Raw genomic sequence first — 22,450 nt, forward strand, 5'->3', positions numbered from 1 at the left:
TTTATAACAATAAATTAGGATATGAGTAGAGTTTCATGGTTGAGAACGCCTGTTTTTAGCATGCATTCCCGCATTTTTTCATAAGTTCTTGCAATATCGTGATCTAGCCCGATTGAAAATCTAATCAGTCCGTCCGATATGCCCATTGCTTCACGCTCTTCTTCCGGGATCTCCGATGAAGTCGAACTTCCCGAGCATGAAAATAAAGTTTTGTAAAAGCCTAAGCTCACTGCCAGGTAGCCCAGATTTTCCTGCTGCATCATTTCCATCAGCTCATTGGCTTTGTCAGTGGTGCCTGCATCTATTGTCAGCAGTCCTCCGAATCCGTATTCCTCGTACATCATGCTTTTCATCAGTTCATGGTCCTTGTGTGATTTCAGTCCTGGATAGGATACTTTCAATCCATCTTTTTCAAATCTTTCAGCAAGATACATCGCGTTGTGACTGTGCTGTTTCATTCTGATATGAAGCGTTCTCAGGTTTTTAAGGATACTTGCAGAACGGAAACTGTCCATGGTAGGTCCCAAGAGCATGCAAGCTCCGTTATTTACATTTTTAGTATCATTGATGAATTCCTGACTTCCGCAGTATACACCACCCACCGTATCACTGCTTCCGTTGATGAACTTTGTTAAACTATGAATTACGATGTCAGCACCTAATAACGTAGGTGAAACAGAAAGAGGAGAGAACGTATTGTCTACGATGAGTTTCAGATTGTGTTTTTTACAGATCTCTGAAAGCTTTCTAAGGTCTGCCACTTCAAGGAGCGGGTTGCTTACACTTTCGCAGTAAATCACTTTTGTATTAGGGGTTATAGCATTTTCTATAGACTCAAAATTGCTGATATCTACGAAAGTGGTGTCAATATGAAAAGGCGGCAGGAAATTTTTAAGAAAAGCATAAGTTCCGCCATAGATGGTTCTGCTGGAAATAATATGGTCACCGCTTTTACAAACCTGCATCAACACAGAAGTAATAGCGCCCATTCCGGATGCCGTAACGTTGGCAGCCTCTGTGTTTTCCATTTTTGCCAATGCCTGGGCAAGATAGAGATTCATTGGGGATGAATGTCTGGAATACAGATAACATCCTTCGGCATTTCCCTCAAAGGTATCGAACATCGTTTTTGCAGAAAGAAAAGTATAGGTAGAGCTGTCAGAAATTGATGGATTTACCCCTCCAAATTCGCCAAAATATTGCAGATCCTGGATCTCATTAGCCGCATTAAAATTTTCCATAAGCTTAAAGTTTTATTTACACGGCTAATATGCTTTGTTTTCATAATAATTACAAGATATATTTAAATATGTAGAATATAAATCTATAATTATTATTTTATTTAGAAAATATGTTTATTATATTTGAAAATGTTAAACTTTATCCAAAAAATTGTCTATGAATTTTGATGAAACTGATAAAAAACTGCTCTTATACCTTCAGGAAGATTGCAAGCAGACCACCAAAGAATTGTCTTATAAGCTTGGTTTATCTGTAACCGCAGTTTACGAGCGTATCAAAAAGCTTGAAAATCAAGGGGTGATCTCAAAATATGTGGCATTGTTGGATCGTCATAGGATTAACCGGGATTTTATTGTGCTTTGTCATATAAAACTGACACAGCACAAAAAGGAATTTGTTCTCCAGTTTGAAAGGGAAGTCCTGAATTTACAAGAAGTCACAGAATGTTTCCATGTGAGTGGTGATTACGACTACATTCTTAAAATAGGAGTGAAGGACATGGAGGATTACAGAAATTTTATGCTAACGAAACTAACGGCTTTACAGCACATCGCAAGTACCCACAGTTCTTTTATGATCTCTGAAGTGAAAAATACAACAGCAATTGTTCTGTAATTTAGATGAGGACTCCATTTTTAGAAGTAATAGCTTCCGGAAGATCTTCATGTTCGCCACCCATTTGTAGAAGATCAATTTCGATAGCTCTGCAAATAGAAAGCATGGGAACATCAAACATTAATCCGGCGAAAGGGTTTTCAGAATAATCACCCACCAGTTCCATAATAATATAAATCCATCCGATAATGATACAGAAAGGAATGGAAGTCCAGATTCCCCAGTCGCCCAATTTAGCAAATTCATTCACCAAACCTAGCGGAAGCAAGAGAATAAAAAGGATATTAAATACAAATGCCGTACTTGCAAACTGCCTTGGTGAAGGGAATTTTTTAATTCTTTCGGCTTGTCCCTGATAATTGTAGAACTCATTGATGCAGTTTTGCAGCTGAACCTGATTAAATTCTGAAATGATTTTTTTGTTTTTCAGTTCATTAATTTCCCTGGCCTGCTGAGACATCAGATAAGTTGCAAAATTTTTATACTCAGACTGCAGTTCAAATTCTTCTTCTGAAAGATATTTATGCAAAAAGATCGGGGTTCTTCCGTAATCGGGAAAACCTGCTTTGATCAGCCTGTGACGTTTAAGATCGATGTTTGTGAATTTGTCACCCTCGTCACTGATGTGCTCCCATTCTGCAGGAACCAAAAGCTGCTCCCGGAAGGTGTACAGCCATGCAATATGACGGTGAATAATTCTTTTTCTGCGGTCTTCCAGATCAAAAGTTCCGACTTCCTCATTCTCAGTATCAAAAGCGTACATCATGGATGCGAAAGATCGGCTTGAATTGACAATTCCGCCCCATATTTTCCTTGCTTCCCATAATCTGTCGTAAGCCTGATTGTTTTTAAAACCCACCAAAAATGCCTCTGCAGTACCAATCAAAGCCACCGGAACCCAGGGAATAATCATCCAGTGCCAATTGAAAAAATAAAACAGAGCTGTAATCAATGTACACCAAATTGAGATCCAGATCAGATGAATACCGGATAAGTTTAAAACCTGTTTGTAATTGACATATTTTGTGGTGATCATAATGCTGTGTGAAATTTGGTGTGGGTATAAACAAAAGAAATACCAAATTGGGTTATCCTAATGCTTATTAAATGTAATAAAAAAACCTCTAAAAAAATTAGAGGTTTTATATATTTAATATTGCTGTTTAATATTGCAGCATTTCTTCGATCTTTTTGGTAAGCTTTTCGGCATTGGGAAGCATTTCTTTTTCCAATATCAGGTTGATAGGAACAGCTGGCGTATCGAGAGATCCCATTGTTTCTACAGGAGCATCCAGATACTTAAAACAGTTTTTCGAGATGCGGTGTGCAAAAGCTTCTGCAAACGAATTATTCAATTGCTCTTCCGTCAGAACGATACATTTTCCATGAGCTTTCACCCTTTCAAAAACAAGCTCTTCATCCAGAGGAATAATCGTTCTCAAGTCAATGACTTCAACTCTTCCATTAAAGTTTTTTACGGCCTCTTTTGCCCAGTAAACTCCCATTCCATAAGTTACCACCAATAACGTTCTGCCTTTTTCGGTTTCATTTTGATCTGCTTCAATGATCACTTTACCTTTCCCGAAAGGAAGGATATAATCCTCTGCTGGCTCAATGGTTTTGGCATCTTCAGTTCCCGGAACTTTACTCCAGTACAAACCTTTATGCTCTAGCATGATAACAGGGTTCGGATCGTAGTAAGCCGCTTTTAATAAACCTTTGAAATCAGCTGCGTTGCTTGGATAAGCAATTTTGATTCCTTTGATATTGGCTAAAATACTTTCAACACTTCCACTGTGGTAAGGTCCGCCGCCACCATATGCACCGATTGGTACACGGATAATATTGCTCACAGGGAATTTTCCCTGACTTAAATAACTTGATTTTGAAATTTCGGTGATCAACTGGTTGATTCCCGGATAAATATAATCGGCAAACTGAACTTCTACGATAGGTTTCAGTCCTACAGCACTCATTCCTGCTGTTGATCCAATGATATATGCCTCCTGGATGGCCGTATTGAAAACTCTTTTGCTTCCGAATTTTTTTCCTAAAGTCACCGTCTCTCTGAAAACTCCTCCGATTCTCTCTCCTACATCCTGTCCGTAAAGAAGCGCTTCGGGATGTTTCCACATCAGTTCCTGTACTGCATGAATGGCTGCGTCTACCATAACGATCTTTTCACCGCCGGCAGGCTCACGGGTTCCCGTTTCCTCTGTAATTGGAGTAGGAGCGAAAACGTGCTGCATAACCGTTTCAGGTTTTGGATCTTCTGCATTTTTAGCTCTTTCAAAAGCCTCTTCAGCTTCCAGACGGGCTTTTTTAGTGATCTGCTTTAAAAGATCTTCGTCTGTTCCTGATTCTAATAGTTGCTTTCTAAGAATCTCACCTGGATCTTTAGCTCTATGTTTTGTTAAATCTTCCTCATCTCTATAGAATTCTCTTCTTACACCCGATGTGTGATGACCGATCAGTACAGTTTTAGCACAAACGACTATAGGCTTTCTTTCGTTTCTTACAAAGTCTACAGCTTTTTTCATCGCTTCAAAACTTTCTACAAAATCAGTTCCGTCTACACGCATTCTGTTAAGGCCGGTAAATCCGGCTACAAAATCGTAAGCGTCACAAGTTCTTGCTTCATCTTTTGTTACAGAGATTCCCCATTCATTATCCTGTACAAGGAATATAATAGGAAGCTGGTGCAGCGCTGCAAATTGTAAGGCTTCACTTACTTCACCTTCCGTTACAGAATTGTCTCCCAGACTGCAAACAACCACCGGATTGTTTTCGAAGGTCTGTAAATTAAAATCCTGAATATATTTTATTCCCTGAGCTACTCCTGTAGTTGGGATCGTCTGCATTCCTGTAGCAGAGCTCTGGTGAATAATCTTCGGCTTGTTTTCATCACGGCTTGAAGGGTGAGAATAATAAGATCTTCCTCCTGAAAAAGGGTCATCAGCTTTTGCCAGCAACTGAAGCATTAATTCGTATGGCTCAAAACCAATTCCCAATAAAATACTTTCATCACGATAATAAGGAGAAACCCAGTCTTCTTTTTTTAGCTGATAAGCTGTTGCCAGTTGAATAGCTTCGTGACCTCTTGAAGTACTATGAACATATTTACAGATATTTCTGTTTTCTTCATAGATATCTGCCATTGCTTTGGCCAGCATCATATGATTATACGCTTTAAGCAAAATATCCTGAGAAACCTTTTCGTGAAGTGTATTTTCCATAGAAAGCAAATATACACAAAAAAACAAAATACTAACAAGTGTTAGTATTTTGTGTGAAATTTATGTAATATAAGATTATTCCTTGATTACTTTTTTAGAGATAACATCTTTATCTGTTCTCACTTCAATGATGTAAATACCCTTAGTGTATGTAGATAGATCTACAGATTCTTTTTCGCTGTTGATTACTCCGTTCTGTAGTTTCTTGCCAGAAAGATCATAAATTATGAAAGTAGATTTTTTAGGGGCTTTCAGTATGTTTATAATATCTTTTGTAATCGTTGGAGCAATTGCGAGACCGCTTAATGCGTTGGCTTCACTGGTTCCTAAAACAGCTTGTATCTGGCCAGTAGCTATAATAGAGTAATTTTGCGGAGCATTGGCACCAGCATTGTTTTTTAAGGTTCCTTTATTAGTAATTTCAATTCGGTAAGTTCTGCCAGTAACCGGACTATCTATCACCACTTGTTCTACATTATCTACTGTATTATCTCCTTTTGTAGCCGGAGTCATTGGCGCTAATGGGTTTAGTTTCCACGGTTGATAAATTGTGCCTGTTGTCGTATCAACAATTCTTAGATCTAAATCGTTCACCAATCTTGATGATCTGTTGTTATATGCAGCAGCCCATGTTAGATTTGCAGGAAGTACGTATTCAGGATCAATCCATGAAATTGTAACTTTCAAAGGCTCCGTGCCTGATGCTACAATATTCTTTGTGTTTGGAGTACCGCTGGTTAATGTTTCATTATTAAAGATAACCGTATTGTTAGCTTTTCCTACTAATAATTCAGCACCTTTTTTAGCATTGATATATCCCCATCCAAACCATGGATCTGGACCTACATTTCCTGCTTCAGAAGCTGAATGAATCATTAAAGTTTTTGCACTTGCCGCATTTAATACCTGATTTGAGAAAAGTTCTTTATTTACTTGTGTCCACAATCCGATAACTCCTGTTACTACCGGTGCGGAATAAGAAGTACCACTTCCGTAGCTATATGTTGTACTGCCAACAGTATCTTCTGCTGTAGCGGCTGAGAAAACATCAGTACCTGTAGTTGAAATATCTGGTTTGATTCCTCCATCATCTCTTGGTCCTGCACTACTGTAGTCAGAATGAACAACATCAGAAGCAGTAGTATATTTAAAGTTATTGGTAGAAATTACATCGGTAGCTCCAACAACGATAATGTTTTTGGCTAAAGATCCAGGTCCGATACAATCAGCTCCATTGCTACAGTTTGTTGTAGGAAGTGTATCTGTTGCAGCAAACTGAACTGGGACACCATTATCATCGGTATAATATTTAAGAAAAGCAGATGTTCCTGGATAATCAGGTCCGTAACCAAAATAATTACCAGAAGATTTTACAATAATATAAGAAGGATTATTATATACAATCTGATCATAATTCTGATCATTACTGAAATACGTTCCCTGTAAATCCATAGCAGTAGAAGGAGTGTCAAAAGCACCGTTCCATACCCATGCATTGGCACCACTAACCGTTTTTATATCCCATCCAACATTGCTTCCGTAAGAGTGGTTAGATAGGTTAGGCTGAGCTACAAGTATTTTTTGAAATACAGTACTTGTTGTGGTATTGCCGGGTAATGTCGTTGTTGCAAATCTATAAGAATCCATTGTAGAGTTAATAGCTATTCCTTTTGTGTTTCCACTAAGGCCACCACCACTTACATTTATACTTTTACCACCGATAAAACTGGCTACACCTGTTGAGTGCGCACTATAATTTTGGGTTGTAGCTTCTTTATTGGTAATTCTTCCTGGCAGATTGTTGAAAGCTGCATGAGCAGCATATACTCTGCCTCCGTCGAAAATAGTATATTTAATACCTTCACCATTATAAGCGTTAGTTAAGCCTACTACACCACCTGCTGTATTAAGATTATCAGCATTAGCATTCAAAACTTGTCTGTTATCCTCGTTTTTATAAAAATAAGGCTTACCATTTGGAGTAAATCCAGCTAAATTACTTCTTTGTTCTTCAATTTCTTTTAAAGCCTCCGGAGATTTGTTTGCTCCGTAATGCTTTGAAACATAAGAGTCAAACTTTGCAGAATTCTCTTTGTTTTGTATTTCAAACTCTCTTTTTAATCCTTCATTGTTTTGCGCACTTATTAATGTAATTGCCAAAGTGCTGACCAAAAGTAAATGTTTCTTCATGCTAGTTAGTAAAATATTAAAATTTATAGGTTAGCAAATATATGCTAAAATCTTTAATTTCATTGTTTATAGTATGTGTTATTTTGTTATTTTTTTTGTGATTAATATATTTTTAGTGGTTTTTTGATGTATATTTATTTCTTTTGATTTGTTCTTAGTTTTGTGAATTTGGGAATATGTATTTCAAAACGTATTTTCATACCATTTGAACCGGAATTATGATGTCCATTATTAGAAAAAATGCAGTAACTTTACATTCTCTTTTTTAAAAAAGTTAGAAACTTATATGTATTTAATTTTTGACACAGAAACAACCGGTTTACCTAAAAATTTCAATGCACCGCTTTCAGATTCAGACAACTGGCCAAGAATGGTTCAGATTGCTTGGCAGGTACATGATGATAATGGTAATTTAATTGAAAACCAGGATTATATAATAAAACCTGAAGGGTATGATATTCCCTTCAATGCTGCCAGAATTCACGGGATTACTACAAAAATAGCCAATGAAGAAGGCCATGATCTGCAAAAGATTTTAGAGGAATTTTCTGAAGTACTGAACAGGGTGAGGGTCGTTTCCGGACATAATGTAGAATTTGATTATAATATTGTAGGCGCAGAGCTTTACAGAAAAAATTTAAAGGACAATCTTCAAGATAAGCCTAAAGCCGATACCATGGTTTTAGGAACAGACTATTGTAAACTAGGCGGTGGAAGAGGGGGAAGATACAAATCTCCAAAACTGGAAGAATTGTATGAAAAACTTTACGGGCACAAGTTTGACGAAGCTCACAATGCAGCAGCTGACGTAAATGCAACTGCAAGAGTATTTTTTTGAAATGATGAGGATAGGAGTGATTCCTGCCGAAGTTCTGAAGATTTCTGAAGATCAGCTGAGTTATTTTAAAACACTTTATCCCGACCCGATAAAGCCGTTTAATATTGTTATCAGAAGACAGGTTGCTGATTTTAATAATAAGAAAAAGCAGTCCGATTTTGGGAATATTGACGAAATCGATATCGGAAAATATTTCAACTTCAACAGTCACAGTGTCTTTTCCACACTGATGGCTACTTCCAGTATTAATGATCTGATTACAAAAGCTTCTGATGAAAATTTCCCTGCTGTAGGAATGGTGGATATCGGAAATATGATGGGCGCTTTTAAATTTGTTTCCGCTGTAGAATCTGCCAATTCCGACCGTGCAAAAAAATATAAGGAATTTCTTGCCAAAAAGCAGGAAGCCGAAGAAAACGGAACCGAATTTGCTGATCCGGAACCGGTTGCTGATCCGCTTATTCCAGTTGTAGGATGTGAATTTTATATTTCAGACCGGTATGAGCAGAAGCAGTTTACTAAAGATGATCCAGACAGAAGAACCCAAATGGTTCTTTTGGCGAAAGATTTTAACGGATATAAAAACCTGGCAAAACTTTCCAGCATAGGATTTTTAAAAGGGTTCTATTTTGGTGTGCCGAGGATAAGCAGAGAATTAATTGCCGAATATAAAGAAGGACTCATCGCTGTAACCTCAGGGATTTTGGGAGATATTCCGGATGCCATTCTTAACACGGGGGAGCAGAAAGGAGAGGAGCTTTTTAAGTGGTGGAAAGAAACTTTTGGAGATGATTTTTATGTACAGCTTCAAAACCATAAACTGCCCGAAGAAGAGCATTTGAACGAAGTTTTATTATACCTTGCCGATAAATACAATACAAAAATATTGGCTCAGAATGAAACTTTTTATACCCATAAAGATGATGCCAACATTCAGGATATTGTAAGCTGTATCAAAGATGGTGAGAAATTAACGACGCCAATAGGAAAAGGATTCGGAAAGCGAAGAGGGCTTACCACGGGGGAATATTATATAAAAAGCAGCGACGAAATTAAAGAAGCTTTTCTGGCTTATCCCGATGCTTTTGAAGCCTATGAAGAGTTTCTCGCAAAATTCAGTCCGTATACCTTAAAAAGGGATGTTCTTCTTCCAAAATTTGATATTCCCGAAGAATTTATTCATGCAGATGACGAAGCTGATGGAGGGAAAAGAGGGGAGATGGCTTATCTGACTCACCTTACCTATGAAGGGGCCCGAAAAAGATATGTTGAAACCGGCATCACTGACGAAATTAAAGAACGTCTTGACTTTGAGCTTGACGTTATTGCCAATACCGGTTACCCAGGGTACTTCCTTATCGTGCAGGATTTTTGCAATGAAGCCCGGAAAATGGGCGTTTGGGTGGGACCTGGAAGAGGTTCTGCGGCTGGTTCTGCAGTGGCTTATGCTATTGGAATTACCAATGTGGATCCTATTAAATATGATCTCCTTTTTGAGAGATTCCTGAATCCGGAAAGGGTTTCTATGCCTGATATTGATATTGATTTTGATGACGAAGGAAGAGATAAAGTTATCAAATGGGTGGTTGATAAATATGGCAAAAACCAGGTTGCCCAGATTATTACTTACTCAGTTTTAGGAGGGAAATCTGCTATTAAAGATGCTGGAAGAGTTTTGGATTTACCAATTCCGGATACCATTAATATTACTAAACTGATACCTCCAAGTCCGGGGATGAATATTGCGAAAGCTTTAGCAAAATATGATAAGCTAAAACCGGAAGAACAGATGCTCGTTGATGAAATGAGATATGTTTTAAATACTCCCGATGATCAGCGTCATAATGTTTTGGCAAGTGCCAAAAAAATGGAAGGCTGTATCAGAAATACCGGGATTCATGCCTGTGGGGTTATTATTACACCTGAAGATGTAAGTAATCTCGTACCTGTGACCATTGCAGCGAAAGATGCAGATATCCTGGTTTCCCAGTTCGATAACTCGGTGGCGGAAAGTGCAGGACTTCTGAAGATGGACTTTTTGGGTCTCAGAACTTTGACGATTATTAAAGATGCTTTAAAATTAGTTAAAGCAAGACATGGAGTCGATATTGATCCGGATTTAATTCCCCTTGATGATGCCAAAACATATCAGTTATTTAAAGAAGGAAGAACGATAGGGATTTTCCAGTATGAAAGTCCGGGAATGCAGAAGTATATGAGAGAGCTGAAGCCTACGGTTTTTGCCGATCTTATTGCTATGAATGCCCTGTACCGTCCGGGACCTATCAAATATATCCCAAATTTCATCAACAGGAAACACGGAATTGAAGAAATTGTCTACGATTTACCGGAAACAGAAGAATATTTAAAAGAAACTTACGGTATTACTGTTTATCAGGAGCAGGTAATGCTTTTGTCCCAGAAGTTGGCCAATTTTACCAAAGGTGAAGCTGATACGCTGAGAAAAGCAATGGGTAAAAAGCAGATTGATGTTCTGAATAAAATGTATCCTAAATTTATTGAAGGAGGCCGTAAAAACAATCTTAATGAAGAAAGGCTGGAGAAAATCTGGAATGACTGGAAAGCCTTTGCAGAATATGCCTTCAACAAGTCTCACTCAACATGTTATGCGCTAATTGCTTATCAGACAGCGTATCTGAAAGCCAATTATCCGGCAGAATATATGGCGAGTGTGATGAGTAATAACATTAACAATACAGAATCTATTACCATGTTTATGGAAGATTGTAAAAGTATTGGGGTTGATGTTTTAGGGCCGGATGTAAATGAATCTCACTATAAATTCTCTGTAAATGAAAAAGGACAGATCCGTTTTGGTTTGGGAGCCATAAAAGGAATTGGAGAAGGCCCAAGTGAAGGGATTACAAGAGAAAGAGCCAACGGAAGATTTAAAAATATTTACGATTTCTTTGAAAGGATCATGCCTTCTCAAATGAATAAAAGAGTTGCGGAAAGTTTAGTTCTTGCAGGAGCTTTTGATGAATTGGATTCCTATCACAGAGGCCAGTATTTTGATATTGATATGGCTGGAAAAACCAATCTTGAAAGACTCATCCGTTACGGGCAAAGCTTCCAGGAGAGCAAAAACGAAATGGAACATTCTCTTTTTGCTGATTTTGCCGATGAAGTTCAAATAGAACAGCCAAAGCTGCTGCCGTGTCCTGAATGGCCGAATATGCATAAATTAAACAAAGAAAAAGAGATTATAGGATTTTATCTTTCTGCCCATCCGCTGGATGAATTTAAATATCAGTTCCAGTTTATGCAGGGAAGGCTTTCTAAAAAAGCGGTACTGGAAAAAGATGAAGAAGTGAAATTAGTAACGGATGAAGCTCCGGTTCTGGAACCGGATTCACGGGATGAAACGGTAGATCTTATTGAAATTGTCTCCGATGATCTTTCTGTAGGGGAGGAAGAGATTATAGAAGAAGTAACCAAAAAAGCCGAGCCAAAAGGAAACTTTATGTTTTTAAATCTGGATGAGGTAGATGCATACAAGGAACAGGCTTTTGCCAATAAACAGGAAGAACTTTTTGAAGAAAAAAAGAAAGACTGGAAAACCATGCAGAAAGAAAGAGAGAACGGTGGCGGTGGAAAAGAATATACTGTGGCCGGGCTTATTACTGAATATAGAGTTCAGGATGGCTTCAGAAGCGGCGAAAAAGTAGCCTTTGTTACTTTGGAAGATTATTCCGGATCCTATTCTTTCAGGCTTGGAGATAGGGATTATATGCGTTTGAAGGAGAAACTGGAAGTTCAGAGATTTGTCATTTTTAAAATAAAATTTGCTCAGGTTAAAGATGGGAGGGTGTTCGTAAATGTAAATGATGTTATTGAACTTCAGGAAGCATTTGAAAGATTTGCAAAAAGTATCTCTCTCGTGATGGATGTGATGGATGTACGCACCGAAGATCTAGATTTTTTTAAAACTGTTCTGGATCGGAATAAAGGAAATCAAAAACTTAAATTCTTCATTAAAAATATTGAAGATGATTCACAGATTGAAGTTCAGTCTATGAAACATTCTGTAGATCTGAATGGAGATTTGATTAAAGAAATTCAATTGCTAAATAAATATGAATTTTATCTCAATTAGTAATTGTAAAAAGTAGAGTTATTTAAGCGGCATTTTGCCGCTTTTTTGTTTTTTGTGCTAAAATTTGAGAAAATTATCAACATAAATTCAGAAAAATTATTTTATGTTAAATCGAAATTTATCCATTGTTTGTGATTTTTAATAATATAGTAACTTTTTGAAATTCAGTTTTTTATGTATCAGTTGTTGCTTGCTTATTTAACATTAAAATCAAACGTTTATTTAATTTTAAATAATATAATTAATGTTTTATGATTTTGTATTTATTATTTTATGATAATTTTTGATTTTTGATGAAATATTTGTTTAATTTTACCCCCTAATTTTATTTTTACTACATATGAAAAAACTTTTACTAATGTGCTTAGTCTTTCTCACTATGGGAATAAAGGCACAAACTACTGTAACCATAGGTACAGGAGCTACTATAGCTTCTGCCGGTACTAATGGTGACCCTATTTACCGTTCGAGTGGTGCCAGTGCATATCATTATTCGAAATCGGTACAACTGCTCACTGCTGCTGATTTAACGACTGCATCTGTTGTTTCAGGAGCATCAATAAATAGCATTGGATACTATAAGACAACAGCCTTTAATGTATCTGGTTCTAATGCTTGGACTTTAAATGTGTATCTTAAAAATAGTTCTGCAACTGGATTAGTTAGTGGAACAGCTTGGGATACAATGATTAGCGGTGCTACCTTGTTTTACAGTGCTACGATTAATAATACTAACAACTTCCCCGCAGCTGCAGACTGGGTGACCTTTACAAATAATACAGCAAACACTTTCAGCTATACAGGAGGTGCTATTGAAGTATACATTGACTGGGTTCCTTCAGGAACTCTTACAAGTCCTTATACCGGTGGAGCGTTCCAATGGAAATATGACACTACTACATCTGCTCAGGCTATGGGTACAAGTAATTCGGCAGCTATTGCTGGAACAAATACTTCTTATACTACTCAGACCAGAAGATATCAAACACAACTGACCTATACTGCAATAGCATGTTCTGGAGCTCCTAATCCTGGAAATGCGCTTGCAAGTGCCACAAGTGGAACGTGTTCTACTCCTTATTCAACTACATTAAGTTTACAAAACTCTACAACAGGAACAGGTGTTTCTTATCAATGGTATAACAATGCAGGGGCAATTGCAGGAGCAACAAGCTCAATATATACTACAACGATAAGTGCTGCTGATTCTTTCTATTGTGCTGTTACATGCTCAGGCTCTGGTATAACAACAAATTCAGGTCCTATTTCAGTATCAGGCCCTCCTGCTGCAATATCCCCTAATTATACTAATGATTTTGCTACATTTCCTGGAGGATGTTGGTCTCTGGCTAACGGCGGAACACCAGCTACAGGACCTGGTACAGGTACTAGTAACTACTGGGCTGCTGATGGTTTCTTGAACTCAGGAACTACAGGAGCAGCCAAAATCAATCTTTATACAACTGGCAGACAAGGATGGTTGAAATCTCCTGCTTTTAATTTATCTGCAGGTGGTTATAGAGTCAAGTTTGATTATGGTTTAACTTCCTATGCAGCTACAACATCTAGCACTATGGGTTCTGATGATGTTGTTCAGTTTGTTGTTTCTACAGATGGTGGAACTACTTGGATGGTATTACAAACATGGGATGCGTCCAACACACCTAGTAATACTTTAAATACCTATGTTTTTGATTTATCTAACTTCATAGGAAATAATACGATATTTGCGATATATGGAAGTGATGGTACAGTAGATGATGCCCAAGATTATGAGTTCTTTGTAGATAACTTTGTAGTAGAGTCTATTCCTGCTTGTGATACCCCAACAGGTCTAACCAGCTCATTAATTACTCATAATTCTGCCACTATTTCTTGGGCAGCTCTTGGTACAGCTCCTGCAAATGGATATGAGTATTATTATTCTACAACTAATAGTGCTCCCGCATCCGGAACTGCTACTACAGCTGTTTCTCAGAATCTTATTTCCCTATTGCCACAAACTATTTACTACTATTGGGTAAGATCTATGTGTGCAGGTACACAAAGTGCTTGGGTATCTGGAACTTTCACAACATTGGCAACTCCTCCTGTAAATGACAACTGCTCTTCTGCGGTAAACTTGACAGTAAATCCAGACTATGCATGTGGGGCTATTACTTCAGGAACAACGGTTAGTGCGACAGCATCTACAGAAACTGCACCAACGTGTGCTGCATCCGGTACAAATGATGATGTATGGTATAAATTTACCGCTACAAATACTGCGCACAGAGTTACCCTTTCTAATGTATCTGGATCAACAGATATGGCAATGGCTGCGTATAGTGGCAGTTGCGGAAGCTTGGTGCATGTTCTGTGTAGTGATCCTAATACAATGAACTTAACAGGCCTAACTGTTGGTGAGGAATACAAAGTAAGAGTATGGACTTACACTTCAACAGTATCCACCACTGCTACATTTGATATTTGTGTAGGAACTCCTCCTCCTCCTCCGCCGCCGCCTGCAAATGACAACTGCTCTTCTGCGGTAAACTTGACAGTGGGTGGTGCGTTTGCTCAGAATGCAGTAACAGGAACTACTGTAGGTGCTACGAATACACCAGCATTAACGGCCAGCTGTCTTACAGCACCAACAAATGTTGCAGGAAATGTATGGTATAAAATTGTGGTTCCTGCTTCGGGTAGTGTTACTATTGAAACAGATACAGATACGGGTACAGCATTAGATGATACCGTAATGTCAGTCTTTGCAGATTGTACTAGTACTACTTCTGTTACTTGTGATGATGATACTGGTAATGGTAACTTCTCTAAAGTTGTTTTAACAGGTCAGACACCAGGTGCGACATTATATGTGAGTGTGTGGAGATATTCTAATGCAGGAGGAGGTACAGATGGTACGTTTAAGATTTCTGCTTATGACTCATCATTATTAGCAACTTCAGAAGTTTCAGCAGCGAAAAACGAACTTAAGGCCTATCCGAATCCTTTTGCAGATGTCTTGAACATTTCCGATATCTCTAAAGTAAAATCAGTATCAGTTGTTGATCTTGCAGGAAGACTAGTAAAAACAATAGACAACCCTTCTTCAGCTCTTCAATTAGGAGACTTGAAACAAGGAATGTATCTTGTAACGCTAAACATGAAAGACGGATCTAAACAAACGATCAAAGCTATTAAAAAATAATCATCTTCATTATATTTATATTGTAATAGCAGCCCACAAGGCTGCTATTTTTTATACATATTATACTCTGTTAATGTTGCAGGATATAAAAAATTCATTTCAGTTATCTCTTGGAGATTTAAAGTTTAAAATATCAATTTAGAGATTTAAAAAAAACTATTTTTTTCTGTTTACTTAAAATTTTGTTGTATTTTTTTTATTAAATTTGTTCAAACCCTGAAATAATATTATATGAAAAAGTTTTTACTTGCGAATTTAATAATGATTAGTGCATGTTCCTTTGCACAGACTTATTGTACACCGGAGTTTTTCTATGGATGTGACGGAGGAGATATGATAGATAGTTTTACCATTGCCTCGGCTGGATTTAGCCATCTTGACACCGGATGCTCCCAGGCATCCTATGAAGATTATACTGCCCAGATCATTAATATGAATGCAGGTGTTAATTATGCTTTCAATATTACCCATGATTTTGAAGATCAGAATGTACGGATCTGGATCGATTTTGATAGTAACGGAACCTTTGATGATGCTGCCCCGGAATTGGTGGCTGAAGCTTCAAGCGGGAACGAATTATTTACCAATGGTGTCATAGCAATTCCTTCCTCAGTTACTCCCGGAACTTACAGAATGAGAGTGGGAGACCGGTATTCCAGCCAACCTGAACCTTGTAATACAGGTGGTTATGGGGAGGCTCATGATTATACAGTTGTGATAGGAGCTGCTCCAAGCTGTCTGGCACCAAATAATTTAACTTCTGGTACTGTTACATCAAACTCAGCTTCTATTTCCTGGGCAGCCCCAACAAGCACTGTTGGAGTCGGTTATGAATATTATTATTCTACAACCAACACAACACCGTTAAGTACTACTGCTGCTACAGGAAGTGTTGGCGCCTCTGCTTTATCAGCCCCGTTAAATACTTTAACGCCTGCCACTACTTATTACATATGGATAAGATCCGTATGCAGTGCTGCAGACAGAAGTGGATGGTCTGTGGGAACAACATTTACAACTGACTGTGCTGTTATAGTGCCTACAACCGCTTACACCAATGATTTCTCTACATTCCCTGGAGATTGCTGGGAACAGGCTTCCGGTGGAGATGCCACTACAGGGCCTACAGATACAGACGAATTGTGGTATCAGGGAGATTTCCTGAATGCAGGTGATGATTCCGCAGTAGTAAATTTATTTTCTGATGGTAATGCAGGGTGGCTTAAGACCGTTCCTTTTGATCTTTCGGCCGGAGGATATAAGGTGAGTTTTGATTACGGGGTGACAGAATTTTTCGGAACCAATTCTTCCGCTATGGGATCTGATGATGTAGTCCAGTTCTTAGTATCCGGTGATGGAGGAGCTACATGGACGGTTCTGCAGACATGGGATGGAGCTAATGCACCATCTAACACCTCAACGCCTTATTCCTATAATTTAACCTCTTATACGGGAGCAAATACAGTCTTTGCATTTTATGCTTCCGACGGATCTGTAAATGATTCTGAAGATTACGAATTCTTTATTGATAATTTTAAAGTAGAATCTGCAACACTTGCAACATTGGAAGCTTCCAAAGACAAAGAAAATATTAAGGCCTATCCAAATCCTTTTACTGATGTGCTGAATATTTCAAATGCAGACCGCGTAAAATCTATATCAGTTTCTGATGTTTCCGGAAGATTGGTGAAAACTATTGATCAGCCGTCTTCAGCGCTGCATTTAGGAGATCTGAAACAAGGGCTTTATTTTATTAGTTTAAATATGAAAGACGGTTCCAAGCAGAGTATTAAAGCGATTAAAAAATAATTAGTATAATTCCATTGATAAAAAAAGACGGCATATGCCGTCTTTTTCTATATTATTCACTGTTTTTTATTTATTCATTCATCATTTATTGGGTACCGGTTGTATATCTCCCGTACTCATATGTTCGAATACTGTAGGGAAAAACATTACGAGTATAAAATAAATAATGATCATCAGGATAATTAAGGCAAAGAGTATTTTTACTAAATTATTCGGCTTGTTTTTCTTGGTTGGTTCCATGATCTTGTGGTATTTGGTTAATAGATTAATATTAATATCAGATACTAAGCTAATTTCTTGCCACACTGCTTGCAATACCTTGCATCATCATCAATATCCTCATTCCCGCACTGGTCACAGATCTTTTCCAGATTCTGTCTCTTATTCCGCATTTCTGCTGTTACAATTCCTGTGGGAACAGCAATAATAGAATAACCTGCAAGCATAAGAATAACGGCAAAAAATTTACCCATCGGAGTAATAGGGGATACATCGCCGTATCCAACAGTTGTCACGGTAACAACTGCCCAGTAAATAGCCTGTGGAATTGTTTCAAAACCTGGCCTTCCCCCTTCCACCATAAACATCAGCGAGCCTACGATTACAGAAAAAATGATGAGAAACAATAGGAAAATATAAATTTTTCTCGAGCTGTTCTTTAAAGCACGGACAATAAGGTACCCATCATTCATAAAATCCAACAGATTGAAGATTCTGAAGATTCTCAGCATTCTCAGCATCCTGAAGATCAAAAAATATTTCGTCACAGGGAAGAAAAAGCTCAGATAAAACGGAACAAGCGCCAGGAAATCTATAATCCCGAAAAAACTGAAAATATAGCTCTTCTTATTCTTTAAAACACTGATACGCATCCAATATTCAACCGTGAAAAAAATAGAAATAATCCATTCCAGTATTAGAAATGTATAATGGAACCTTTTGTCAAGTTGAGGTACACTTTCCATCATAATAATGGCGGTACTTATAAGAATCAGAGATAACAGGGTAATATCAAATAGCTTTCCGAGTCTGGTGTCGGCACGGTAGATGACCCTGTACAGAAATCTTTTCCAAAGCTTGTCTTCAGGAACAAGATTATGTTCTCTTTCCATTTTTAATGTTTTTTAAAATTAACAAATTATCGTTATTTTCGTAGCAAACATACAGAATAAAATGACAATAAGCGAAGTAATTTCAAAAATAGAAACCCGTATTCCCCTGCAGCAGGCAGAAGCTTTTGATAATGTAGGACTGCTTTGCGGAGTTCCCGACCGTAACGTTAGCGGGATACTCGTCTGCCATGATGCGCTAGAGAATGTTGTAAATGAGGCTATACAAAAAAACTGCAATCTTATCGTATGTTTTCATCCCATTATCTTTTCGGGATTAAAATCTCTTACCGGAAAAAATTATGTTGAAAAAGCAGTCTTGAGAGCTATAGAAAATAAAATAGCCATTTATGCCATCCATACAGCCTTTGATAATGATTTATTTGGAGTGAACCACGGCATCTGCAGCCAGTTGGGATTGAAAAATATGAAAATTCTTCAGCCTAAGAAAAATAATTTAAAACAGCTAACAGTTTTTGTTCCGAAAGACCATTCCGAGCAGGTAAAAGAAGCTCTTTTTTCTGCAGGAGCAGGAAATATAGGTTTTTATGACGAATGCAGTTTCACCCTCAACGGGAAAGGAACATTCAGACCGGTAGAAGGCTCAAACCCTTTTTCGGGCCAACAGAATATCCGTGAAAATGCTGATGAAGATATGATTTCTGTTATTTTTGAAGATTATAAACAGGGCCGGATCATTTCAGCAATGAAAACTGCTCATCCTTATGAAGAAGTGGCCCATCAGGTTTATAATCTGGATAATGACAACCAACATTCAGGACTGGGAATGTACGGAGAGTTTGAAGAAGAAATGGATGAAGAAGATTTTTTAAGATTAGTGAAGCAAAAATTTGGCATTGAAGTAATTAAGCATTCTGATTTTCTTCATAAGAAAATCAAAAGAGTAGGAGTTCTTGGAGGATCCGGAGCCAGCGGAATCAAATCTGCTTTAGCTCAGAAATGTGATGCCTACCTCACGGGAGATATAAAATACCACGATTATTTTATGGCAGAATCTAAAATGCTGATCTGTGACATAGGCCATTATGAATCTGAACAATTTGTAACTCAACAATTATTTGAAATTTTGTCACAAAAATTTAGTACATTTGCAATTTCAAAATCTATTGAGAAAACCAACCCAGTAAATTATTTCATTTAAGATATGGCAAAAACCAACGATATTTCAGTTGAAGAAAAATTAAGAGCTTTATACGATTTACAGATCATTGATTCAAGATTGGATGAAATCCGAAATACCAGAGGAGAATTGCCAATTGAAGTTGAAGATCTTGAAATTGAGATCGAAGGTCTTGAAAAAAGAGCTGAAAAATTTCATGCAGATATCAAAGAGCAGGAAGATCAGATCAAAACAAAGCAGGAAGTGATTAACCATGCAAAAACTTTAATTGAAAAATACAAATCTCAGCAGGATAATGTAAGAAACAATAAAGAGTTTGAAGCATTAGGAAAAGAAATGGAATTCCAGGATCTGGAAATTCAGCTTGCTGATAAAAGAATTAAAGAATTCGGAGTTAAAATTGCTCACAAAAATGAAACTTTAAGTGAACTTAACGAAAAAATCAGTGATCTGAAGAACCATTTAAAATTCAAAAAAGAAGAATTGGATGGTCTTGTTTCTGAAACTCAAAAAGAAGAAGAATATTTAATAGAGCAGTCTAAAGAGTATGCAGGTAAGATTGACGAAAGATTACTGGCTTCTTATAACAGAATCAGAAAAAGCTCTATCAACGGACTTGCTGTTGTAGGATTAGAAAGAGGAGCTCCGAAAGGTTCATTCTTCACAATTCCTCCTCAGAAGCAGATGGAGATTGCTCAGAGAAAGAAAATCATTATCGATGAACATTCAGGAAAAATCCTTGTGGATGATGAATTGGTAATGGAAGAAAATGACAGAATGAAATCTGTAATTAAATTTTAATTACAATTCCAATATTATAAGAAAAGTGCTTCAGAAATGAAGCACTTTTTTGTTTAGCATACAGATAAGTTTTAAATTCTATCTTTCAATTAAACAGACTAAAACTTTTTTTATATATAATTAATCGTTTACGAAATTTTAATCCATAAAGCCATAAAAAAAGCTGTCTCATTTCTGAAACAGCTCATGTATTTTAATCGTGATGCTCGTACATTTTATTGTACAGATCTATAAATTTCTCTTTGATAGCCTTTCTTTTAAGCTTTAAGGTAGGCGTTAGAAGCCCCGTATCAATCGCCCATACTTCAGGTGTTAGTTCAATCCTTTTGATTTTTTCCCAATTTCCTAGATGCTCATTGATGCCCTCCATTTCTTTTTCAATTCTTTCCTTTAATTCCGGACTTTTTGCAATTTCTGCTGGTGTAGATCCAATATTTATATTATTTCTCATTGCCCAGCTTTTTGCGAATTCAAAATCAGGCTGTACCAGAGCACATGGCATTTTTTCGCCGTCTCCTACCACCATGATCTGTTCAATGAACTTGGATGCTTTAGCCAGATTTTCAATGGTTTGTGGTGCAATATATTTTCCACCTGAGGTTTTAAACATTTCTTTTTTACGATCCGTAATCTGCAAAAATCCGTCACTGTCAATATGCCCGATATCTCCTGTTTTAAAATATCCGTCATCAGTAAAAGCTTCCTTGGTCATTTCATCATTTTTGAAATATCCCAGAAAAATAGACGGGCCTTTTACCGTTATTTCACCATCTTCCTGAATTTTCACCTGTAAATTATCCAGTGGTCTTCCAACGGTACCGATTTTCATTTTCTCAAAACTGTTTACAGAAATTACCGGTGAGGTCTCTGTCAGTCCATACCCTTCCAGAATAGGAATGCCAGCATTCTGGAACATCAGATTTAATCTGGTGGACAATGCTGCAGAACCAGAAACCAAGGTGATGATTTCTCCTCCCAGACCTTCTCTCCATTTAGAGAAGACCAGTTTATCTGCAATGATCCCCTGTAGTCCCGAAGGTTTGGAGATTTCTTTCTTCTTACTGATTAAATTTAAAGCCCAGAAAAATATTTTTGATTTAAGTCCGCCGGCTGAAGAACCGGTGTTGTAAATTTTATCATACACCTTTTCCACTAATCTCGGTACAACACTCATATAATGAGGCTTTACTTCTTTTACATTTTCCCCCATTTTATCGATGCTTTCAGCGAAATAAACAGAAAAACCGTTGTACTGGAAAAGGTAAAAAAGCATTCTTTCAAAAATATGACAGATGGGAAGAAAGCTCAATACTCTTGTATCTTTATAATCGAGGCTTTTTTTCTTAGGAATTCTAGGAAGTGAGCCCAATACATTGGAAACGATATTATGATGGGTAAGCATAACACCTTTGGGTCTTCCCGTAGTTCCGGAAGTATAAATAATAGTTGCCAGATCTTCTGAATTGATCGCTTTGGAAAGGTCTTCCACTTCAATCTGCGTAGAATCGTCCTCACCAAGATCCATAATTTCTTTCCAGTTTGCGGCTCCGCTTATATTGTCGAAGGTAAATATCCCCTGTAAAGTAGGAATGTTATGCTTTACCTTCATCACTTTGGCTAAAAGCTCTTTATCCGATACGAAACAGTACTGTATTTCAGCATTATTAAAAATAAATTCATAATCTTCAGCAGAAATACTCGGATATACAGGTACGGAAACTACACCGATCTGAGATAATCCAAAATCCATGACTGCCCATTCCGTACGGGAATTGGTAGTGATCAAAGCAATTTTGTCTCCAGGTTTTATACCCAGTTTCAGAAGTCCTCTGGATATTTTATTCCCCTGATTGACAAACTCTAAAGTAGAGGTTTTTTTCCATTCGCCCTGATATTTGGTCACAAACATATCTGTTTTAGGAAACTTTTCTAAAGCGTAGTGTGGAATATCGAATAATCTTTTGATTGTCATGATTTTTTAAGCAATTTTTAAAGAATTTTAAATATAAGCATTTTTTTTAATTGTAATGATCTGAAGTGCTCAATCGGAAATTAATTGAATGCCTGCCATAATATCCGAGTATTTTGGGCATTTTTCTTTCAAAATTTTGAAAGGTCCACCCCTAACTTTTAGCTTCTCGTCTCTAACTTCTAATTCTATT

General features: G+C 37.3%; 11 protein-coding genes and 1 pseudogene. 6 read left to right on the plus strand and 6 right to left on the minus strand.

Going from position 1 to position 22,450, the window contains the following annotated elements; translation table 11 throughout:
- Positions 1–14: 14 nt before the first annotated feature.
- Positions 15–1,241 carry an aminotransferase class I/II-fold pyridoxal phosphate-dependent enzyme gene (locus QF044_RS03200; protein WP_307263564.1) on the minus strand — a complete coding sequence of 409 codons (1,227 nt, stop codon included), beginning with the start codon at positions 1,239–1,241 and terminating at the stop codon, positions 15–17.
- A gap of 157 nt (positions 1,242–1,398) precedes the next feature.
- On the opposite strand from QF044_RS03200, the gene QF044_RS03205 reads away from it, so the two are divergent.
- Positions 1,399–1,857, plus strand: a complete 459-nt coding sequence (locus QF044_RS03205; protein WP_307263566.1) for an Lrp/AsnC family transcriptional regulator — start codon at positions 1,399–1,401, stop codon at positions 1,855–1,857.
- Position 1,858: 1 nt separating this feature from the next.
- Here QF044_RS03205 and QF044_RS03210 read toward each other — a convergent pair whose 3' ends face one another.
- The 3 genes from QF044_RS03210 to QF044_RS03220 all read right to left on the minus strand — a co-directional run bounded on the left by QF044_RS03210 (position 1,859) and on the right by QF044_RS03220 (position 7,283).
- Positions 1,859–2,893 (minus strand): bestrophin family protein, encoded by a 1,035-nt coding sequence (locus tag QF044_RS03210; protein WP_307263568.1) that lies wholly within the window; start codon positions 2,891–2,893, stop codon positions 1,859–1,861.
- Between the two features lie 127 nt (positions 2,894–3,020).
- Positions 3,021–5,093, minus strand: a complete 2,073-nt coding sequence (locus tag QF044_RS03215; RefSeq protein ID WP_307263570.1) for a thiamine pyrophosphate-dependent enzyme — start codon at positions 5,091–5,093, stop codon at positions 3,021–3,023.
- Positions 5,094–5,168: 75 nt separating this feature from the next.
- On the minus strand, positions 5,169–7,283 hold the full coding sequence (locus QF044_RS03220; protein ID WP_307263573.1) for a S8 family peptidase: 2,115 nt from the start codon (positions 7,281–7,283) through the stop codon (positions 5,169–5,171).
- A 286-nt stretch (positions 7,284–7,569) separates the two neighbouring features.
- Between QF044_RS03220 and dnaE the strand changes: the two are divergent.
- From dnaE to QF044_RS03235, 3 genes and pseudogenes are all read left to right on the plus strand, one after another.
- Positions 7,570–12,238 (plus strand): annotated as a pseudogene (gene dnaE, locus QF044_RS03225) (DNA polymerase III subunit alpha).
- A 358-nt stretch (positions 12,239–12,596) separates the two neighbouring features.
- A complete protein-coding gene (locus tag QF044_RS03230; RefSeq protein WP_307263576.1) occupies positions 12,597–15,428 on the plus strand; it encodes a T9SS type A sorting domain-containing protein in 2,832 nt (943 codons plus the stop codon).
- Between the two features lie 231 nt (positions 15,429–15,659).
- A complete protein-coding gene (locus QF044_RS03235; RefSeq protein WP_307263578.1) occupies positions 15,660–17,237 on the plus strand; it encodes a GEVED domain-containing protein in 1,578 nt (525 codons plus the stop codon).
- 284 nt (positions 17,238–17,521) lie between these two features.
- Here the strand turns inward: QF044_RS03235 and QF044_RS03240 are convergent, their stop codons facing one another.
- Positions 17,522–18,349, minus strand: coding sequence for an ion transporter (locus QF044_RS03240; RefSeq protein ID WP_307263580.1), 828 nt, complete (start codon positions 18,347–18,349; stop codon positions 17,522–17,524).
- Positions 18,350–18,410: 61 nt separating this feature from the next.
- Here QF044_RS03240 and QF044_RS03245 point away from each other — a divergent pair, with 61 nt between their 5' ends.
- Both QF044_RS03245 and QF044_RS03250 read left to right on the plus strand, forming a co-directional pair.
- Complete coding sequence (locus QF044_RS03245; RefSeq protein WP_307263583.1) at positions 18,411–19,508, plus strand: Nif3-like dinuclear metal center hexameric protein; 1,098 nt, start codon at positions 18,411–18,413, stop codon at positions 19,506–19,508.
- 3 nt (positions 19,509–19,511) lie between these two features.
- Entirely contained in the window at positions 19,512–20,288 is a 777-nt protein-coding gene (locus QF044_RS03250) for a zinc ribbon domain-containing protein (RefSeq protein WP_307263586.1), read from the plus strand.
- Between the two features lie 193 nt (positions 20,289–20,481).
- Here the strand turns inward: QF044_RS03250 and QF044_RS03255 are convergent, their stop codons facing one another.
- Complete coding sequence (locus tag QF044_RS03255) at positions 20,482–22,260, minus strand: long-chain fatty acid--CoA ligase (RefSeq protein ID WP_307263589.1); 1,779 nt, start codon at positions 22,258–22,260, stop codon at positions 20,482–20,484.
- Positions 22,261–22,450: the final 190 nt, after the last annotated feature.

Source organism: Chryseobacterium sp. W4I1 (assembly GCF_030816115.1).
Classification (GTDB): domain Bacteria; phylum Bacteroidota; class Bacteroidia; order Flavobacteriales; family Weeksellaceae; genus Chryseobacterium.

What these genes read in the sequence shown, in the direction of transcription:
- QF044_RS03200 (WP_307263564.1), bottom strand. Translation starts at nt 1,241, where the DNA reads ATGGAAAATTTTAATGCGGCTAATGAGATCCAGGATCTGCAATATTTT.
- QF044_RS03205 (WP_307263566.1), top strand. Translation starts at nt 1,399, where the DNA reads ATGAATTTTGATGAAACTGATAAAAAACTGCTCTTATACCTTCAGGAA.
- QF044_RS03210 (WP_307263568.1), bottom strand. Translation starts at nt 2,893, where the DNA reads ATGATCACCACAAAATATGTCAATTACAAACAGGTTTTAAACTTATCC.
- QF044_RS03215 (WP_307263570.1), bottom strand. Translation starts at nt 5,093, where the DNA reads ATGGAAAATACACTTCACGAAAAGGTTTCTCAGGATATTTTGCTTAAA.
- QF044_RS03220 (WP_307263573.1), bottom strand. Translation starts at nt 7,283, where the DNA reads ATGAAGAAACATTTACTTTTGGTCAGCACTTTGGCAATTACATTAATA.
- QF044_RS03230 (WP_307263576.1), top strand. Translation starts at nt 12,597, where the DNA reads ATGTGCTTAGTCTTTCTCACTATGGGAATAAAGGCACAAACTACTGTA.
- QF044_RS03235 (WP_307263578.1), top strand. Translation starts at nt 15,660, where the DNA reads ATGAAAAAGTTTTTACTTGCGAATTTAATAATGATTAGTGCATGTTCC.
- QF044_RS03240 (WP_307263580.1), bottom strand. Translation starts at nt 18,349, where the DNA reads ATGGAAAGAGAACATAATCTTGTTCCTGAAGACAAGCTTTGGAAAAGA.
- QF044_RS03245 (WP_307263583.1), top strand. Translation starts at nt 18,411, where the DNA reads ATGACAATAAGCGAAGTAATTTCAAAAATAGAAACCCGTATTCCCCTG.
- QF044_RS03250 (WP_307263586.1), top strand. Translation starts at nt 19,512, where the DNA reads ATGGCAAAAACCAACGATATTTCAGTTGAAGAAAAATTAAGAGCTTTA.
- QF044_RS03255 (WP_307263589.1), bottom strand. Translation starts at nt 22,260, where the DNA reads ATGACAATCAAAAGATTATTCGATATTCCACACTACGCTTTAGAAAAG.